This window comes from Pseudanabaena sp. SR411 (assembly GCF_002251945.1).
Classification (GTDB): domain Bacteria; phylum Cyanobacteriota; class Cyanobacteriia; order Pseudanabaenales; family Pseudanabaenaceae; genus Pseudanabaena.
The window spans coordinates 1-18,066 of the sequence record NZ_NDHW01000074.1; the positions used below are offsets into that span (position 1 = coordinate 1).

Genomic DNA, 18,066 nt, shown 5'->3' on the forward strand with positions numbered 1-18,066 from the left:
AAAAATCCATATACCTGTTGACGAAATTCCTGTAGTTTGTCAATAATCATGGCTGTAGATATGTCTTTCTTTTTTATCTACTTTAGGCAGTTTGTATCTCTTTTACTCTGCCTTTCTTACCTTTTTTAGTCTAAACTCCAGAGGGGAGTAAAACCCATATTTTCTTGTTCCCCTCTCCTGCGGGAGATGGGCTAGGGGTGAGGGCTTTACAATACACCAGTTAATAAATGGTTTCGTCTTCTTTCCGCCAAGCTGGATCGACAATGCAGATAAATACAATTGGCTCATTACTGATGTTCTTGAGAAATTGTTTTGCATCTGGTGGAATGTATACTGCATCGCCAGATTCGATCTCGCGAATCTCTTCATCAATGTGCATTTCTCCTTTGCCACTGAGAATGTAATACACCTCAGAAGTAGTCAGGGAATGCGGTTGCGAAGTCTCTCCCACGGGCAAAATCGCATGGGCAAGGCTATAACGCAGGTTAATCGCCTGTTTGTCAGGATGCAATAATTCACGCAATATGGTCGAATCGCCAGCGATGAACTCTGGACAATCCAGCAATTTTTGGATCAACATTGAAACATCTTAAATAAATTTTTTTAGCAATTTTTTTAGCAACAGAGCGGCGCAAAGCGCTGCAATCGAATTACTTGATCGCTTGGACATCCTTAGTAGCAAAGCCGTGGGCGCTTAATTCTTTGTTGAGGGCGATCGGATTCTTAACGCGATCGACAAACAAGACCCCATTCAAGTGATCCATTTCATGCTGAATCACTCTTGCTAGTAATCCATCAGCAATAAGATGTTTGGGTCTACCATCTTCATCACGATAAGAGACTTCAACGCGATCGGGACGCACGACATCAAGAAATACCTCAGGAATGCTCAGACAGCCTTCTTCGCCAGTAATCAGATCACCGCCCGAAGATTTCACTTCAGGATTGATCATGACTAAAGGCGGCTTACTTTCATCCTTGAGTTCAATATCAATAACAAGTAATTGTTTGTTAATCCCCACCTGTGGCGCAGCAAGACCGATGCCATCGTTGCTATACATGGTCTGGAGCATCTCCACAATAGTCTGACGAATCTCGTCGTTGACTTTGCTAATGCGCTTAGCTGGCTGACGTAATACGCGATCGCCTAGGGTATGGACTTGCAGTGGTGGATTTTTGAGCTTTTGTTTGGGGACTTTTATGGAAATTGCAGACATTGCCGATCAGCTTGTAAATCTAAGCTTGTAGTTAACTACCTATATTTTGGCATATTGCATCGCTTGTTCGGCAATTACAAAGCTCTGCACTCAAAATTTAGATGGTGCTTTGCACCATCTAAATTTTATAGTTTACCGATCGCATATTCGATGAGTTTGAGCAAAGACTTACTCATCTGCTCAAAGCCTTGGCGTTTAAGCGCAGATATGGCGATCGCCTCAGGATATTTCTCTAAGATTGCCTTGGGATCTTCAACGGCATCGATTTTATTGAAAACCAACAGGATTGGACCAACGGCGATCGGCATATCTTTGAGGATTTTATCCACCGATTTAAGCTGATCTTCCCAAGCAGAATGAGAAGCATCGACTAAATGTACTAGTACATCGGCTTCTGAGACTTCCTCAAGTGTGGCACGAAAGGCATCAACCAGCGATTTAGGAAGTTCATGAATGAATCCTACGGTGTCGGTAAGTAGAACCGTGTGCATTTGATCATCCTCACCCGTAAGCGTGAGGCGGCGCGTGGTGGGGTCGAGGGTGGCAAATAACTTGTCAGCAGCATAGACCTCGGCTTTGGTCATCGCATTAAGCAAAGTTGATTTGCCTGCGTTGGTATAGCCCACGATCGCGACGGTGGGGACTTCTTGATCAACTCGTTTTTGGCGAATGCGCGATCGCTGTGCTTGCAGATGATTAACTTGCTGCTGAAGGAAGGTGATGCGCTTTTGGATCACACGGCGATCAGTTTCTAATTTGGTTTCACCTGGGCCGCGTGTACCGATACCGCCACCGAGTCTAGAGAGAGCCTGCCCATGCCCCGCTAAGCGCGGTAATCGGTATTCTAGTTGAGCTAGTTCAACTTGTAGCTTCCCTTCCGATGACTGGGCGCGTTGAGCAAAAATATCGAGAATTACCTCGGTGCGATCGCTAACTCGTAAGCCGATCATTCGTTCGATATTGCGGGTTTGGGAAGCCGTGAGTTCGCGATCAAATACGACTAGATTTGCACCTTTAGTTTGGGCGGCGATCGCTAGTTCTAATACTTTGCCTTCACCGAGAACGGTTTGAGGGTGAGGACGTTCGCGTTTTTGCCAGAGTGCATCTAACACCTTGCCGCCTGCACTTTCTACGAGTTGACCAAGTTCAATCATCGTAAAAGGCATTGAGTCAGACTTTTCTTTTTGATGCATTAGCCCGACTAGCACTACGCGATCGCGATCATCGTCAGTGGCTCGACCTGCAAAGTTGCGGCTAAATTCTTCTTCTAGCCCTTCTACTAATTCTAAGAAATCTTGCTTGGATAGCGCCTCGACGGTCATCGGCGTTGATACCCGCCAAGCATTCTGCTGTTCAGGTAGTTCTGTATCAGTAGCTGGTAATAAATGCGCCAAATATCCCCGCTCAGCATAGCCTTGGGTGTTTACTGGCAAAATCACCAGCGCATCAAGGCGTTGCATTAACATCGCCGTTAAGTCAGTTGGATTGGGTGGCAGCGCATCAGGACTTGCACAAATACAGCGCAATCCACTCAGGCGATCGCTACCATAGCGAGGCAATTCAAGGGGTGGGATTTTGGTTTGATTCGGTGTTCCGATCGCCACGCGGATCACCTGTCCGCGCCTATTGATATATATGCAGATAGATTCCTTTAGCTCAGCACTAACTGCGGCAAGACGTTGAGCTAATTCAGGCGTGGTGAGGCTATCTTGAGGCAATCGCGATCGATACAATCGATCTAATTGCTTTAATTGATGCGCCTTCAGTCCTTGGGTTTTTCCGTAAATAGTTTCGATATGCGTTACTCAGTAAATACTCAATATAATTGGGATAGCTGCTTTACAGCAATTAGCGATTATATCGATCCAAACCAAGTTTTTTAAAGTAGGGCTTCGCCCTACTTTAAAAAACTTGGTTTGGGTTTAAGCGCAAAGCTTTGTAAGCAGCTATCCCAATTATACTGAGTCAGAACTATGAACGCTACAGCGCTTTTTTTAGTAACCCACGGCAGTAGCGATCGCCGTTCATGGTTAGCTTTGCAAAATTTAGTAACAATGGCGCGATCGCGAAAAAATAAATATGGCGATGATTATGATAATCGCTATATTAGCGGTGGTTGTCTAGAAGGTCAGGAACTTAATTTATCCCAGCAATTAGAACAATTTGCGACGGAGGTGATCCCAGATGGGGTTTCTGAAATTGTGATTTTGCCTCTATTTTTGCTAGAAGGAGTTCATGTCAGCGAAGATATTCCTGAACAAGTAGCGATCGCGGAAAGTAAGTTAACAGATAAATTTGCAGAAAAGTTTCCTGAGCAATTCTCAGATCGATCATCAGATCGGTCAATATTTCGGCTTATGGCTCACGTAGGTACAGATAAGCAGATTCCGAGTCTACTATTGCAGCACTTTGAGAAATATAGCGACGAAAGCGGTTTAGAAAAACAGGGACGTATTCTCATGGCGCATGGTAGTCGTCGGTTTGGGGCGAATCAAGTGGTTGAGGAATTGGCAACCCAGAGTCAGGCGATCGCCGCTTATTGGGGAGTGGAGCCAAAAATAGAAACTCAAATCGAGAATTTACTAGCACAGGGCTTTCATAAAATTAATGTGTTGCCATATTTTTTGACTGAAGGTGGCATTACTGAAGCGATTGCCAATAAACTAAAACCATATCGTGATCACATCCAGATTCAGCAGTTACCTGTACCATTATCGAATGAGCAGATTGTAGATTTAGCATTAAAAATCATTTAGCTGACGTTCGACAGATTGTTATAAGATTTAAAGCTGAATCATGATGTATTTTATATTTTGGATATGCATAAAAGTTCTACAGCGCTTTGCCCTGTAAGTATCTTGGCATAATCAAAAAAAAATAGAACCACAACCTGTTCTAATCGCGTAGCGAATAGAACAGATTTTAGGGTTTTATTTTTAATTACGCTTATCTGCTTATGCAAAACTGCAATTTTAATAAGACCGACAAGGTAAAAAAAGTTGGCTGAAAGATATCAACATCTTAATCCCATATATCAAGAGATTCTCAAACAAGAGCGTCTTAAAAACCTAATGCGGATTGCTAAGTGCATTGAAAATAGTACGGTTGGTATTTTTGAAACAACTCTAGATGATCAAATTCGGGGGATTAGCGTATCTTTTTGTGATTTGTTAGGGTACAGCGCTGAACAAGTTTGCCAGCTTAGATATGAGCAGATTTGTCATCCTGATGATTTGTCTGCTTATTATTTTCTCAAAGAGAGATTACTGTCAGGGGACATCGATCATTGTTATATCAATGTGCGTTATATTCGCGAAGATGGTCAAATTGTCCAAGTGCTTCAAAGTACGGATCTTGATGTTGGAGGCTCAAAGGAACCTCACTTTGTGAATCGATTTGAAGATATTACTGATTGGGAACAGACAGCGAAGAATAAGCAAGATTTTGAAAATCGAACTCGCTATCTATTCGAGAATAACCCTAATCCGATGTGGATTTATGATCTCGCAACATTAGAGTTTTTGGCAGTGAATCAGGCTGCCATCAATCATTATGGCTATAGCGAAGATGAATTTCTATCAATGACTTTACAAGACATTCGTCCTGCTGAAGATATTCCAATGCTTTTGGAGGCTCTCTCCAAGGTGTCACTAGGATTTAGTGTGCCTGAAGTATGGAGACATTGCAAAAAAGATGGCACACAAATCTTTGTAGAAGTTTCAGCCCATACCCTTGACTATCAAAATCATAAATGCGAACTGATTTTGATCAATGATATCACCCAAAAAATGCAGGCTGAAGAAGCTCTCAAACGTGCTGAAGCTAAGTATCGCAGTATTTTTGAGAATGCGATTGAAGGAATTTTTCAATCAACCGTTGATGGTAAGTTCTTGATGTCAAATCCAATGCTTGCCAAAATCTATGGATATGATTCTCCTGAAGATTTGATTGCTAATCTTACTAATATCGAAGAGCAACTGTATGTCGATCCTCAACGTCGGCTGGAATTAATCAAACTTTTAGAAGAACAAGAGGAAGTTAAACTCTTTGAATCTGAAGTTTATTGTAAAGATGGTTCCATCATTTGGACTTCGGAAAATGTTCATGCTATTTATGATATTTCTGGTCATATTCTCTATTTTGAGGGAACAGTTGAGGATATTACTGCAAGTAAACGTGCTAAAGCCGAAATTGAACATCTTGCTTTTCATGATTCTTTAACAAATTTACCGAATCGGGTTCTCTTTCGCGATCGCCTGTCAACGGCTTTAGTAAATGCATCAGCCCAACTCCAAATCTATCGCGATCAAAATAACCTCGTTGAAATTAAAGTAATTCCACCACTACTAGCAGTAATGTTTCTGGATTTAGATCGCTTTAAGTTAGTAAACGACACCATGGGACATGCCGCAGGAGATCGCCTCCTTATTGAAGTTTCCAAAAGATTGAGCGAGTGCATGATTGAAAATACTTTTTTAGCAAGGATGGGTGGGGATGAATTTATGATATTTGTCCCTGAATTGCAGAGTGTAGAATCAATTCAGCAATTTGCACAACTCATTTTACAATCCTTTGAAAGTCCTTTCTTCGTTGAAGAGATGGCTCTTTATATTGGTACTAGTATTGGTATTAGTCTTTATCCCAATGATGGTATGGATGAAGAGACTTTGATGAAAAATGCTGATACAGCAATGTTTCGCGCCAAAGAACGTGGTCGTAATCATTATCAACTTTATAACCATGCGATCGGTGCAAAAGTGAAGGAATATGTGGCGATCGAGAATGGGATTCGCCAAGCTCTTGATCGCTCAGAGTTTCAGGTGTTCTATCAGCCGCAAATTAATCTGGTTACAGGTGAGATTGATTGTATGGAGGCGTTAGCCCGTTGGTTGCATCCTGAATTAGGATGGGTTCCCCCTAATCAGTTTATTCCAGCAGCCGAGGAGCATGGGTTGATTGTACGTTTGGGCGAATGGGTGTTGAGAACAGCCTGTACCCAAAATCGGTTATGGCAAAGAGAAGGCTTACCACCGATTCGGATGGCTGTAAATTTCTCTGCAAAGCAATTTCAAGTTGTTGATCTCTGCGATCGGATTATGCAAATTCTTGTGGAAACAGATTTAGATCCGCAATATTTAGAATTGGAAATTACCGAGAGCTTGGTGATGCAAGATCAAAATACAACTATTTTGATGTTAAAGCAATTGCAATCAAGGGGAATGAGTGTATCAATTGATGATTTTGGAACTGGTTATTCTTCGCTAAGTTATTTGAGGCTATTGCCTGTAAGTAAGGTCAAAATTGACGCTAGCTTTATTCGCGAAACCCCTCAAAATAAGGATGATGCCGCAATTACATCAGCAATTATTGCGATGGCTCATAATCTTAATCTTAGGGCGATCGCTGAAGGTGTGGAGCGCAAAGAGCAATTGGAATTTTTGCGATCACATGATTGCGACGCAGTTCAAGGTTATCTATTTAGCCGTCCTGTCCCCGCCCATGAAGCTACTTTACTATTACAAGCCCAATTAAAATAACGTGAGTCCGATAAATTTGATAAAACGATAGTACCCACAGTGCTTTGCACTCAGTGCGATCGCTCAAATAAGGCTACCCACAAACGACGCGATCCGATTTGGGAGCTATAAAATAATAAATCTATTAATAGTTTTAAAGCTAAGCGTTGGATTTCATCGGGTTTAGCCTGTTCCTCCTCAGCCATTCGCTCTTGATACAAACTATTAAAGCGATCGAGGTAATCACCCAAAATTGGTTCACGGTGGGGCGCACGCTTGAGAGCCGTAGATTTTTCTAACTGGGCGACAGCATTACGGATTGCAAATTGTTGCTGGGCTGCCAAAGTGCAACTGATTAAAGTCATCGCTCTCGCCTCATCCACATCTAGTTTCTTGCGCCCCTTGCCCTTGCGTAAGGGGCTAGCCTGACGTAAGCGCCACAACGTAATGCGATCACTTAAAATCTCTTCTAAGCCCAATTTCTCAGCAACTGCTAGCATTTCATCGGAGCCAAGCCCTGTTAATGCTTCTAAAGACAGCAGCACTAAATCCAAATGCGCCTTGATCGCCTGCAACTGAGGCAAATCGGGATTATCAAAGGATGGCGCAGGTTGGGATGTCATGAGTCAGAGCTGGATTTAATTTGTGGCAAAGGGGGCAGAGGTAAAGGACGATGCTTACCTCTTGACTTCTCGGCTAAGGCTTTAGTTGCCTTGTCAACTACACTAATATCGCTTAATTTATCACTTGTGATATCAATTACTTCACCACGCGAAGCACTTCTTGCCCTGCCTTGAGTCGCCCATGCTTGCATAAAGCTAATCTGTTCCCTCGCAGTACTAGCCAAGGGATAGGTTTCCTTGATCGCTCCTAAAATGTCTTCAGTACTTACATCACGTTGTTCATGGAAAGCGCGATACATGCCTTCAACGATCGCCTGTTCGATTTCCGCACCACTAAATTCCTTAGAAATAGCTGCCATTTGATCGATATCAAAACTGCGTAATTCCATTGGACGAAAACGTTTCAAATGGAGTAAGAAAATCTCCTTGCGCTCTTCATAGGTAGGCAGATTAATAAAGAACAATTCGTCAAATCGTCCTTTGCGTAACAGTTCAGGGGGCAATGCATGAATATTATTCGCTGTGGCAACCACAAATACAGGACTCGATTTCTCCTGCATCCATGTGAGTAATGTTCCTAATACGCGCTGGCTAGTTCCCGAATCGCCCATGCTATTGGAAATACCTCCAAAAGCCTTATCAATTTCATCAATCCAGAGAATGCAAGGTGCAAGGGCTTCCGCTAATTGAATTGTTTGACGAGTGCGGCTCTCAGACTGTCCCACAAGGCTACCAAACAAGCGCCCAACATCCAATCGTAGTAATGGGAGCCGCCAAAGATTGGCGATCGCTTTGGCACAGAGACTTTTCCCTGTTCCTTGAATCCCCAGTAGCAAAACCCCCCGTGGATTTGGCAATCCAAATGCTCTAGCTTCATCGGAAAAGGCTTGCTGACGTTGCATCAGCCACAGCTTGAAATTATCTAATCCCCCAATACTATCGAGGGTTTCATTGGGGGTAAAAAATTCTAAAAATTCAGTTTGACGAATTCTTTTTTGCTTCTCAACTAAAACCCGATCAATATCTGATTCATTCAGAAAATGCTTCTGGACTATGGACTTAGAGAGCGTGTGACAGATGCGATCGCGGGTCATGCCCATACAAGCTTTGATCAGTTGTTCAAGGCTATTCCCTTCCATTCGCAACTGTTCAGGCGGAATCATCTGCTCGATAATATGGCGAATTTCTGTAGTTTCAGGTAATGGGAAATAGAGTACGGCAACCTGTTCTTCGAGTTCCGATGGCATCTCTAGTAAAGGACTCAACAAAATCAAAGTCTTACGGGAATTGCGGAAACTCCGATAGAGATTGCGAAGTTGGCGCACTAAAATCTCATCCAGTCGCTGCGATGCTAAGCGGCGATGCAAATCGCGAAATATATAAATAGTCGCCGTTTGGCGGTCGCTATTCTCGACAATTTGCAAAGCTTGCAGCAAATTGTTTTTGCCTTCCTGATTATGCTCAAAACCCCGCACCAGATCATAATAAAGGGTCTGGCGGGGTGGTCCACATTCCTGAGCAACTTGGGCGATCGCCTTTTCAGCACGCTCTTCTTCCCATGTCACGACATAAATAATCGGACATTTGGCGCGGATCAGGAGACTAAGTTCTTCTTTAAAGTTGAGAGATTTCATTCACAGATGCCTTGGATTTGCAAAAACTCACTTAGCAAGTTTTGATAGCGATTTTTAATAGCTAATTTTAGAAGAAATCGTCATTTGCTACCTGTCGATGTGGAGTTGGTAGCGATTTTAAATGACTGAGAAATTGTAACAACTCGTCATTGGTTAATTGCTGACGTGACTTTTTATCAAAAGTCCGTACCAAATAATCACGCCCCTGTGTTTTTGTCCAACTTAGACGCTCCATCTCCACATCAATCTTAGAAATTGCGTCTGATAAATCAACAGGCTCAGGTGAAATTTGCGGTGACGATGATCTGCTCGGCGTTGTGTCCGTCGGACGAGATAACGAAGATAAAGCTGCATCCGCTTCGGGTAGATGATCATTTTCTCCATACTCACTGTTGTAGTCTATGGTTGATTCAGCTTGAATGGCTTGTGTTGTATGCGTCACGGGATGCGAATCACTAGTAGAGAGATGACCAGATCCCAAACTGCCTAATGTATTAAAGTTTGCCGATGGTAATGAGTTGATCGTGGATGGCTCGCGCGATACTTGGGTGAGCATCGGCGATCGTCCCCCATAGTTGCCATAGTTATTATCAAATCCATTGTCAAAGGCTAGCCCTGCGATCGCGAGAGCGCGTTTTACCGCCCGATCTTCAGCTATCTCAAGATCACTATCGACAGCCGTAGCCGTACCCATGATCGCATCTCCTTCAGAAACGATCGCTCTAAAAGCATGAAGACCATCTATTTTTGGTAGCATCTCTGTCTGGATACGACCTTGGGGATATTGAGCGCGAAACTGAGCGAACATAAATAGGTACAAAATCAATTTTTTGTGGAAATAATCTGCAAAACACAGAACATCTTATAGCGGTTTTCCCATGATACCAATTCAAAAAAATGGCGTTGCCATTTTTTGAATCTCAACACCTTCCTAGATTTGTGTTAGCAAGTGGCGGCGCAAAGTGCCGCCACTTGTTTTGGAAATTACCTAAGTCTCAAAAAAATAAGCAAAAGGTGGCGTATAACCTGGAATCTTATTTTCATCGACTTCATCGATCTGATCGGGATCAAGATATTCATTGGCATAGCGCATATACACTTTTTCGCTGACAAAGAGATCAAAGAGATCGGGATCGATATGGTTATTGATTTTCATGTTACCGAGGATTTGTAGGCATTCGGTCAAAGTTTTACCTTTTTTATAAGGGCGATCCTTCGCACTGAGGGCTTCAAAAATATCTGCAATTCCCATCATTCTCGCAGGTAAAGACATTTGTTCGCGGGTTAGCCCCTTCGGATAGCCTTTGCCATCCATCCGTTCATGGTGACCACCAGCATATTCGGGTACGCGACGGAGATTGCGTGGATAGGGTAATTGCTCCAGCATTTCAATCGTGACCACAATGTGATCATTAATGATTTTGCGCTCTTCTTCAGTAAGTGTTCCTCTAGAAATATTCAGGTTGTACACTTCATTTTCAGTCAAGAAGTTGGTTTCAACGCCTTGGGGATCAATCCAGCGATAAGTGGCAATTATTTGCAAGCGCTCTTTATATTCATCGCGCATAAATTCACCGCCAATATTACAAATGCGGAGAAAATCTTGATCACTAGAATATTGGGCAAGTTTCTGCTGAAAGGCTGCTTCTAGTTCAGGAATAATGCTGAGATTACCAGACTCGATCGCCGCCATTTTTTGCTGGAGAAAACTAATTTCGGCATCACGTTTCAATACTTCAAAGCGCGTATTGATTAAGTGAATGCGATCAAAAATTGTTTCTAACTTCGTTGCTTTATCGATCACATGCACAGGCGTTGTAACTTTGCCGCAATCATGGAGCAACCCCGCAATTTTCAATTCATAGCGTTGGTCATCATCCAAGTCAAAATCCTTGAAAATGCCATAATCAGCTTGGCAAGCAGCATCGGCAATCATCATCGTTAAGGTGGGAACACGGCGACAGTGAGCGCCGTTGTAGGGCGATTTTTTGTCGATCACCTCAGACATAAGATTAATAAATGACTCGAATAGTTCGCGAAACTGACCAATCAGTTTGTTATTGGTTAAAGCGATCGCGGCTTGGGATGCTAAGGATTCACCGATGCGTTGGGCAACCTTAGAGAACTCAATGATCTGGTTGTCTATATTACTTTTGGCATTGATCAGTTGCAGCACCCCAATCAATTCATTTTCGTGATTGAGCATCGGCAGCGTTAAAAATGACTGCGATCGGTAGCCAGTTTTAGTATCAAAAGCTCTAGTTCCCGCAAAGTCAAAACCATCGGCAACATAAGCATCGGGAATATTAATTGTTTTTTTGTGTATAGCCGCATGGGCTGCCACCATTGTATTGTTTGGCTTCCCCAGTTCATCGTAGAGTGGCAAAGGATCAAAGGGAATTGGTTCGCCTAACTTTGCCCCCATCATAATGCCGAGGGAATCATTCATGATGATTTCAAACTGAAGATATCTTTTGTCCTCAGTTGCTAGATATAGTGTCCCCCCGTCAGCATTTAAGATTGTCTTTGCTCCCCTTAAGATCATCTCTAGCAATTTGGGCGTATTTTTTTCAGCCGAAAGGGCAATGCCGATCTCATTTAATTTTTCGATTAATTCAAAGGATTCTGTTTTAGTATCGCCCATGTCCATAGTTTGCGTCCCTATTTGTCAACAGCGTCTTTTTTTGGAAATGTCATGAGGGAATAGCTTTGTTAATTTTTCTTGGGTTGAGTGGGTTGAACCAATATTTGCGGTAAAGGTGGCAAACCAATTTTTTTCCAGAACTGTTGAAATTGTTGAGGCTTAGCTAGCCGCCATCCAAACAATAAGATCGTAACTAAAAATGTTGTTGTCAGACCAAATTTCACAAGACTTATCGCAAGTTGTCTATAGTTTGATTTTTGGGGTGGATTTTCTTGATTATCTTTTATCTTTGGTTCAGTGGTGATTACTGAACTAGAAGTAGTTAAACCTATAGTATCGGTTTGATGTAAGGATTGATTAATTGGTTGAGATATTTGTTTTTGTAAATATTCGATGGACTGATGTACAATCGGCGGTGCTTGATTGGTTCTAGCCCATTGGCGGGCGATCGCAGAGGGAATAGCACAGAGATTTTTATGTTGTAGCTTGGCAATGCGATCGCGTAGCGATATTTCATTAGAAACTAAAACCACACATTTTTGTGGATAAGCATTAGCGACTCCAACTGCGCTTTGAGCAACGTTGATCATTAATTTTGCCTTACGACTTAGATTTTGGGTAGTCCTAATTACTAAGTCAGCATGTTTAGCAGTTAAGGACGTAGTTTGCCACTGGAGTTCTGACGAATTTTGAAATTGTTTTGCGGCTGACTCATTACCTTCAGCTTTACCATTAGCAATATTCTTAATTTCGAGAGCTACAACTTCAGGCAAGAGACATTCCCCTAATTTTGCGATCGCTTGCCAAGTATTGGGATCTGTTTCAGTAATGATGCTAGTTTCGATGAGCAATAGGTAAGGAGAGTTAGACATAGCAAAAACTCGCAGATTATATGTTTGATGGCGCAAAGCTGTACCATCAAATTGATCAAGATAAAGATTATTTGGAAATTATTTGGTCAACCGAGAGCCTTGCCAATTGCCAAAATTGTTAGTGCTTTCACCAGTTCCATAGCTACCATAAAATTCTTTACAGCCTTCCCCAAAAACAAGAATTCCTTTCCCCTGTTGTTTTGCTTGCTGGTTAGGCGTTTCTGTCCAGTCAAAGGTAACGACATTATTGCTCAATTTACCTGTGAACTCACCCGTAATTTTGCCGCGTTCAAAATTGGCATACTCATATTTCCCTGAAACTAGATTTTCACTTGCTTCTTGCAAAGTTACTTTGCCAAAGGGTGTTTGCCAATCTCCACTAATTTTGGATTTACAAGCAAGGTCACTATCGGACGCTGCATCGGGAGCGGTGAGATACTGCAATCCCAATATAGTAGCGATCGCCACTCCGCCTACTCCCACAGCCAAAAACAACCAAGAGAGAGAGATTTGCCATGACCAAGGTTTCTTTAGCAATTTTGAGAAATATTTCAAACTGCCCTCCGCAGAAGTGGTGTCTTCTGACTCTAAGCCCTCTGTTTCTGGTGAAGATGTGTCCTCATCTTCTGGTGGCAATGGTTGCGATCGCTTGCTTTTACTAGACCAAAGTTTTTGCATAGTTAGGGCAAATATTTTAATGCCAATATCTAGTACTACTAGTATTACATTGTTGCATGTTGATAAAACTCGTGCCTATCGATTCATTCAGCGATTATGCTTAGCAATGGTGTATATGGGCGTTGCACTTACATACATCATTGCTAAGTATTAGATTTTAGGTAACACCATGTCTCAACCCTCGGAAACTGATATTCAACAGATTTTCGATCGCATTGCGCCAGTTTACGATCGCTTTAATGATCTTCTCAGCTTAGGTCAGCATCGGATTTGGAAAAAAATGGCTTTGCGTTGGTGTGAACCACAACAGGGTGAAAAATGGTTGGATCTTTGCTGTGGATCGGGTGATATGACGGCTCTAGTTGCTCAGAAAGTTGCGCCCACTGGTCAAGTGATTGGTGTGGACTTTTCTAAGGAGCTATTAGCGATCGCGGCGGATAAAGCCAAAAACTACTTGCCCAAGATTCAAAAATGTCTGACATGGCAACAGGTTAATGTCTTGAATCTACCCTTTGCCGACAATAGTTTTAATGGAGCCACCTTAGCCTATGGTTTGCGAAATGTGACCAATATCCCTCAATGTCTATCCGAGTTGCATCGTGTTTTGCAAAATGGTGCAAAGGTCGCAATTTTAGATTTTCATCGTCCTAGCGATCGCTTGATGCAAACCTTTCAAGATTTTTATTTGGATCGGGTGGTTGTGCCATTAGCTGATCGCTTTGCGATGACCGATGAATATGCCTATATTGCACCAAGTTTGGCAAGATTTCCGATTGGTTCGGAGCAGGTAAAACTAGCTAAAGCCGCAGGATTTAATCAGGCAAAACATTACGCGATCGCCAATGGCATGATGGGAATATTAGTTTTACAAAAATAACCCCACCCAAACTATAGAGGCGACGCTTTGTGTCGCCTCTATACCCAAGAAGATGAGTGGCGGCGCGAAGCGCCGCCACTCATCTTCTTGTTGTATGTCCTAAGCAAAACTTGCTTGCTATATATCATGATCCCCATATTTATCTCGTTTTTTGAATCCTGCGATACCAAACTTTAGCTGGTACTAGCTGTAGATTTAAAGGCACTGGGACAAAAAGATGGAAACATGACACAAGCTAATCTTGAAAAAATCAGAACTCTCCGTCAACAAATTATTGCTGAAACTAAACATGGTTTTGCTGACTGGAACCTAGTGCAGCAACTCTTAGATGATTTAATGATCAATCATCGACAATATAAACAGTTTGCGATCAAAGAAAATATCACTCTCTATAAATAAAAAAGAATCGGCGCTTTGCGCCGATTCTTTTTTTAAACAGACATTTCTAGCATCCTTTGCATGGGTTTCAGAGCTGCTTGCCGAATTTTTTCATTAAGGACTATTTCAGGAGAACGATTCTTCATTGTGAGATAGACCTTCTCTAAGGTGTTCAGTCGCATATAGGGACATTCGTTGCAAGCACAATTGCTGTTGGGAGGAGCAGGAATAAACTTTTTAAATGGTGCGGCTTTTTGCATTTGATGAATCACCCCCGACTCCGTAACCACGATAAATTCTTGGTGATCGCTTTGCTGGACATATTTTAATAAGCCCGTTGTCGAGCCGATAAAATCAGCATGTCGTAATACATTGGCTTCACATTCAGGATGGGCAATGATTTCGGCATTGGGGTAACTTAGTTTGAGTTCCACTAATTTACGTTCAGAAAAAATTTCATGAACCATACAAGCTCCATCCCATAACAACATCTCGCGTCCTGTCTGCTCGATCACATAACGTCCAAGGTTGCGATCGGGGGCAAAAATAATTGGCTGATCTTTGGGGATTTGATTGACGATCGCTACAGCATTAGCACTTGTACAGATAATATCGCTGAGGGCTTTGATTTCGGCGGAGCAATTTATGTAGGAAATTACCAAATGATCGGGATGATCAGCTTTAAACTGGGCAAAGCGATCGGGGGGACAACTATCGGCAAGGGAGCAACCAGCATCAAGATCAGGCAGTAATACCAATTTCTGAGGATTCAAGATTTTGGCAGTTTCAGCCATGAAATGCACGCCCAGAAACACGATCACATCTGCTTGGCAATTAGCCGCGGCTTGTGATAGTCCGAGGGAGTCACCGATATAATCAGCAATATCTTGGAGATCGGGATCTTGGTAATAATGCGCCAAAATTACGGCATTTAGTTCTTTTTTAAGATCAGCGATCGCCTTGAATAGGTCAATGGGAATGGAATTATTGGTAACTTGGCGGTCAAGTTGTTCAGGTTTGGGGGCGGCGAGAAACACAGGTTGCCTCACAAAAATAAAAATAGTGAGTAATAGTGAAAATTATTCATTTTCTATATTTAATTATAGTAGAAATCACCAAAAATATATCCGTCCAACGAAAGAAATAAAACATAGAAAGAGGATGGCGGCGCTTCGCGCCGCCGTCCTCTTTCTACGGAGATTAATTTTTCGCAACTTTTTCTATAGGTTTTTCGTCAATGTTATTCAATAAAATAGTGACAATAGCAATTCTTACTGCATATCGTTATTGTTAAATCAGCGCTCTAATTTTTGTGATGGTGGCTCTAGTGGGGATCTAGCCTAAATTTTGTTCACAGTAGATAAACATCAGACCAGTAACGCTTGAGGTAATTATAAATATGAAAAAATCGATCGCTAAGATGTCAAATTTAATTAGTCAGAAAGTTATCGCATCAATGGTTAACAGACTTCAGCATTACTGGAAATTTGCGATCGCCTTACTGATGTCTTTATTGCTGGCAGTCACTCTTAATCCTTTTGCGGTTAAAGCCTTTGACCTATCTGACTTGTTTCGCGTGCTGCCATCTGCTCTTCAAATCATTCAACTTTCTAGCATTGGCGACAATGAGGAAGTTTCCCTAGGTCAACAGATTGATCAGCAAATTCAACAAGAGGTGCGAATCAGTCGTGATCCTGCGGCTAATGCCTTGGTGAGTCGCCTAGGACAAATTTTAGTACCCACTAGCGATCGCCCGAATATTCCCTATACTTTTCGCGTTGTTGATGATAGTAATCTTAATGCCTTCGCGACTATGGGTGGGTTTGTGTACATTAATACTGGCACGATCGCCGCTTCTGATAATGTGGCTCAACTAGCCAGTGTTATCGGTCACGAAATGGGGCATATCTCAGGTCGCCATTCCCTAGAACAAATGAAACAAATGGCGATCGCTCAAGGTATTGCCACAATTGCGGGTGTTGGTGATGATCGCTTAGTTGGGATTGGAGTTAATCTCGCCTTGCGTTTACCAAATAGCCGTGAAGCTGAATTTGATGCTGATCGCCGAGGCTTGCTCAATATTACGAGATCAGGTTTTGCTGCGAGAGCGATGCCAGCTTTTATGCAAAAACTAGCTAGCTCTGGTGGCGGTGGCGGTCCCAGTTTTTTAAGTTCCCACCCTGCGACAGGAGAACGTATTGCTGCGCTTAATCAATCCATTCAAGCTAATAATTTGAATACAACAGGTGGTTTGAATGATAGTGAATATCAAAGAATTTGGCGATCTCGCTTCCGTTAAATCATAATCAAAACCAAAAGAGACCGCACAATGTGCGGTCTCTTTTGGTTTTGAAATCATCCACCCAAAAGTACAACGTGATCGCTTATCCATTTCCAACAAACAGCGATCACCTATCTTTCAAAAATTAAACCAAGGCGATCGCTCCATCATTCAAATTCCAAAATAGCGATCTCCTTATTTAAAGATTACTAAGCTATAGCAACGTAAGAGATAGCTAGGACAAATCAAAACCCAAAATATAAGTGGCGGCGCTTCGCGCCGCCACTTATATTTTGGGTTTTATGTCCTAAGTAAAACTTACATTGCTATAAAAGTAGTTGAGAGCATTTTTAAATTGTTTTTATGGAAACAAAATTTAGGAGAACACCAAGAATCTTGCCAATGTCTGTGATGTAGTAGTCCGTAAGATCGATCTCTACAATTTGCTCCGTTATTTGCAGAAATTTCCAGATTTCTCCAGTTGTGACGATGCCATAAACGGTATCAATATCATTGTTTTCTAATTTATTGAACAATTGAGCCGCGACCATTTCCGCAATACATTGCCCAAGTCCTGATTTAATATCCTCGTTTTTGGCTTCAACGATCGCAACTACTGGGGCGCTAATCCTGAGTTGTTGTTTAGATAGGCTAATTAGATAATCGCAATAACCTGTAAGTCCTTGTTCGGGACTAATGCTAAACTCTATGCCAGAAAATAGACTAATAGGTATTGGAGATTGCCGTCTTAGCTCTAACAAGGTGGGGGCAATCAGAAATTCTGATCGCCCTTTTTCGGTGTTAATAGCAAGGGCAAGGGGTATATTTTCGGTGAGGATTTTTTTAATGTTGTCACTAGGGACTATGGCTGTGACATGGGCAAACAAATTGATTTTTTCTTCAATTTGCAAATGAAAGTCTTTTTCAACTTGCCTCAGCGTGAAGTTACTATATGCCATTGGATTCTCATTTTTATTGCTTACTTCACAAGTATATATTTTCAGATTATGCGATCGCCCCTTTATTCAAAGCACCAACCAGCGATCGCCTATCCACCCCCACAAACAGCGATCGCCCATTCATAAAAAATTAAAATAAGGCGATCGCTAGACTTACGATTTAGATTGAATTTCAAATTCTGCCTTGGAACGGTAGAAACAAACATCGAATTCAAGAAAAAAGTTGGTTTGACCAAGAATTAACGGGGCATTTGGGTTATTTGTCCAAGCAAACACTAATTTGACTGGTTCAAATTCTCCAATCTGTGCGACTAGAGAAAATGGTATTGCTTCAGGGCTATTTCATTTTAAAGATGCGTTTGAGAGTATCAAGACCAAAAGCACACT

17 protein-coding genes are annotated in these 18,066 nt (G+C 42.0%); 6 read left to right on the forward strand and 11 right to left on the reverse strand.

All coding sequences use genetic code 11. The features are described from left to right. Nucleotides 1–220: 220 nt before the first annotated feature. The 3 genes from B9G53_RS06370 to hflX form a co-directional block, all read right to left on the reverse strand. Entirely contained in the window at nucleotides 221–580 is a 360-nt protein-coding gene (locus B9G53_RS06370; protein ID WP_094530328.1) for a cupin domain-containing protein, read from the reverse strand. Nucleotides 581–650: 70 nt separating this feature from the next. Further along, nucleotides 651–1,217: a peptide deformylase gene (def, locus tag B9G53_RS06375; protein WP_094530330.1), complete on the reverse strand. Its 567-nt coding sequence runs from the start codon at nucleotides 1,215–1,217 to the stop codon at nucleotides 651–653. A gap of 125 nt (nucleotides 1,218–1,342) precedes the next feature. Next, nucleotides 1,343–3,013: a GTPase HflX gene (gene hflX / locus B9G53_RS06380; protein ID WP_176453122.1), complete on the reverse strand. Its 1,671-nt coding sequence runs from the start codon at nucleotides 3,011–3,013 to the stop codon at nucleotides 1,343–1,345. A 177-nt stretch (nucleotides 3,014–3,190) separates the two neighbouring features. Between hflX and B9G53_RS06385 the strand changes: the two genes are divergently transcribed. Both B9G53_RS06385 and B9G53_RS06390 read left to right on the forward strand, forming a co-directional pair. Beyond that, a complete protein-coding gene (locus tag B9G53_RS06385) occupies nucleotides 3,191–3,973 on the forward strand; it encodes a sirohydrochlorin chelatase (protein ID WP_094530332.1) in 783 nt (260 codons plus the stop codon). A gap of 243 nt (nucleotides 3,974–4,216) precedes the next feature. Beyond that, entirely contained in the window at nucleotides 4,217–6,754 is a 2,538-nt protein-coding gene (locus tag B9G53_RS06390) for an EAL domain-containing protein (protein WP_094530334.1), read from the forward strand. Nucleotides 6,755–6,804: 50 nt separating this feature from the next. On the opposite strand, the gene B9G53_RS06395 is transcribed toward B9G53_RS06390, so the two are convergent. From B9G53_RS06395 to B9G53_RS06420, 6 genes are all read right to left on the reverse strand, one after another. Beyond that, complete coding sequence (locus B9G53_RS06395) at nucleotides 6,805–7,356, reverse strand: DUF3038 domain-containing protein (protein WP_094530336.1); 552 nt, start codon at nucleotides 7,354–7,356, stop codon at nucleotides 6,805–6,807. Continuing rightward, nucleotides 7,353–8,990, reverse strand: a complete 1,638-nt coding sequence (locus B9G53_RS06400) for an AAA family ATPase (RefSeq protein WP_094530338.1) — start codon at nucleotides 8,988–8,990, stop codon at nucleotides 7,353–7,355. Before B9G53_RS06400 ends, B9G53_RS06395 begins: the two co-directional genes overlap by 4 nt. Before the next feature lie 67 nt (nucleotides 8,991–9,057). Then, nucleotides 9,058–9,798, reverse strand: coding sequence for a hypothetical protein (locus B9G53_RS06405; protein ID WP_094530340.1), 741 nt, complete (start codon nucleotides 9,796–9,798; stop codon nucleotides 9,058–9,060). A gap of 180 nt (nucleotides 9,799–9,978) precedes the next feature. Then, nucleotides 9,979–11,640, reverse strand: a complete 1,662-nt coding sequence (locus B9G53_RS28840) for an HD domain-containing phosphohydrolase (RefSeq protein ID WP_094530343.1) — start codon at nucleotides 11,638–11,640, stop codon at nucleotides 9,979–9,981. 62 nt (nucleotides 11,641–11,702) lie between these two features. Next, the gene (locus tag B9G53_RS06415) at nucleotides 11,703–12,506 is read right to left on the reverse strand and encodes a hypothetical protein (RefSeq protein WP_094530345.1); all 804 of its coding nucleotides are present in this window, start codon (nucleotides 12,504–12,506) and stop codon (nucleotides 11,703–11,705) included. A gap of 78 nt (nucleotides 12,507–12,584) precedes the next feature. Beyond that, the gene (locus B9G53_RS06420; RefSeq protein WP_094530347.1) at nucleotides 12,585–13,184 is read right to left on the reverse strand and encodes a hypothetical protein; all 600 of its coding nucleotides are present in this window, start codon (nucleotides 13,182–13,184) and stop codon (nucleotides 12,585–12,587) included. 169 nt (nucleotides 13,185–13,353) lie between these two features. On the opposite strand from B9G53_RS06420, the gene ubiE reads away from it, so the two are divergent. Continuing rightward, nucleotides 13,354–14,061 carry a bifunctional demethylmenaquinone methyltransferase/2-methoxy-6-polyprenyl-1,4-benzoquinol methylase UbiE gene (gene ubiE / locus B9G53_RS06425; protein WP_094530349.1) on the forward strand — a complete coding sequence of 236 codons (708 nt, stop codon included), beginning with the start codon at nucleotides 13,354–13,356 and terminating at the stop codon, nucleotides 14,059–14,061. Nucleotides 14,062–14,286: 225 nt separating this feature from the next. Further along, the gene (locus B9G53_RS27245) at nucleotides 14,287–14,460 is read left to right on the forward strand and encodes a hypothetical protein (RefSeq protein WP_176453121.1); all 174 of its coding nucleotides are present in this window, start codon (nucleotides 14,287–14,289) and stop codon (nucleotides 14,458–14,460) included. Nucleotides 14,461–14,492: 32 nt separating this feature from the next. On the opposite strand, the gene nadA is transcribed toward B9G53_RS27245, so the two are convergent. Then, complete coding sequence (nadA, locus tag B9G53_RS06430; RefSeq protein ID WP_094530351.1) at nucleotides 14,493–15,476, reverse strand: quinolinate synthase NadA; 984 nt, start codon at nucleotides 15,474–15,476, stop codon at nucleotides 14,493–14,495. 362 nt (nucleotides 15,477–15,838) lie between these two features. On the opposite strand from nadA, the gene B9G53_RS06435 reads away from it, so the two are divergent. Further along, on the forward strand, nucleotides 15,839–16,738 hold the full coding sequence (locus B9G53_RS06435; RefSeq protein ID WP_254923576.1) for a M48 family metallopeptidase: 900 nt from the start codon (nucleotides 15,839–15,841) through the stop codon (nucleotides 16,736–16,738). Nucleotides 16,739–17,070: 332 nt separating this feature from the next. Here B9G53_RS06435 and B9G53_RS06440 read toward each other — a convergent pair whose 3' ends face one another. Beyond that, entirely contained in the window at nucleotides 17,071–17,679 is a 609-nt protein-coding gene (locus B9G53_RS06440) for a hypothetical protein (RefSeq protein ID WP_094530353.1), read from the reverse strand. Between B9G53_RS06440 and B9G53_RS27940 the strand changes: the two genes are divergently transcribed. Next, a complete protein-coding gene (locus B9G53_RS27940; RefSeq protein ID WP_217901523.1) occupies nucleotides 17,673–17,813 on the forward strand; it encodes a hypothetical protein in 141 nt (46 codons plus the stop codon). The genes B9G53_RS06440 and B9G53_RS27940 overlap by 7 nt on opposite strands. Nucleotides 17,814–18,066: the final 253 nt, after the last annotated feature.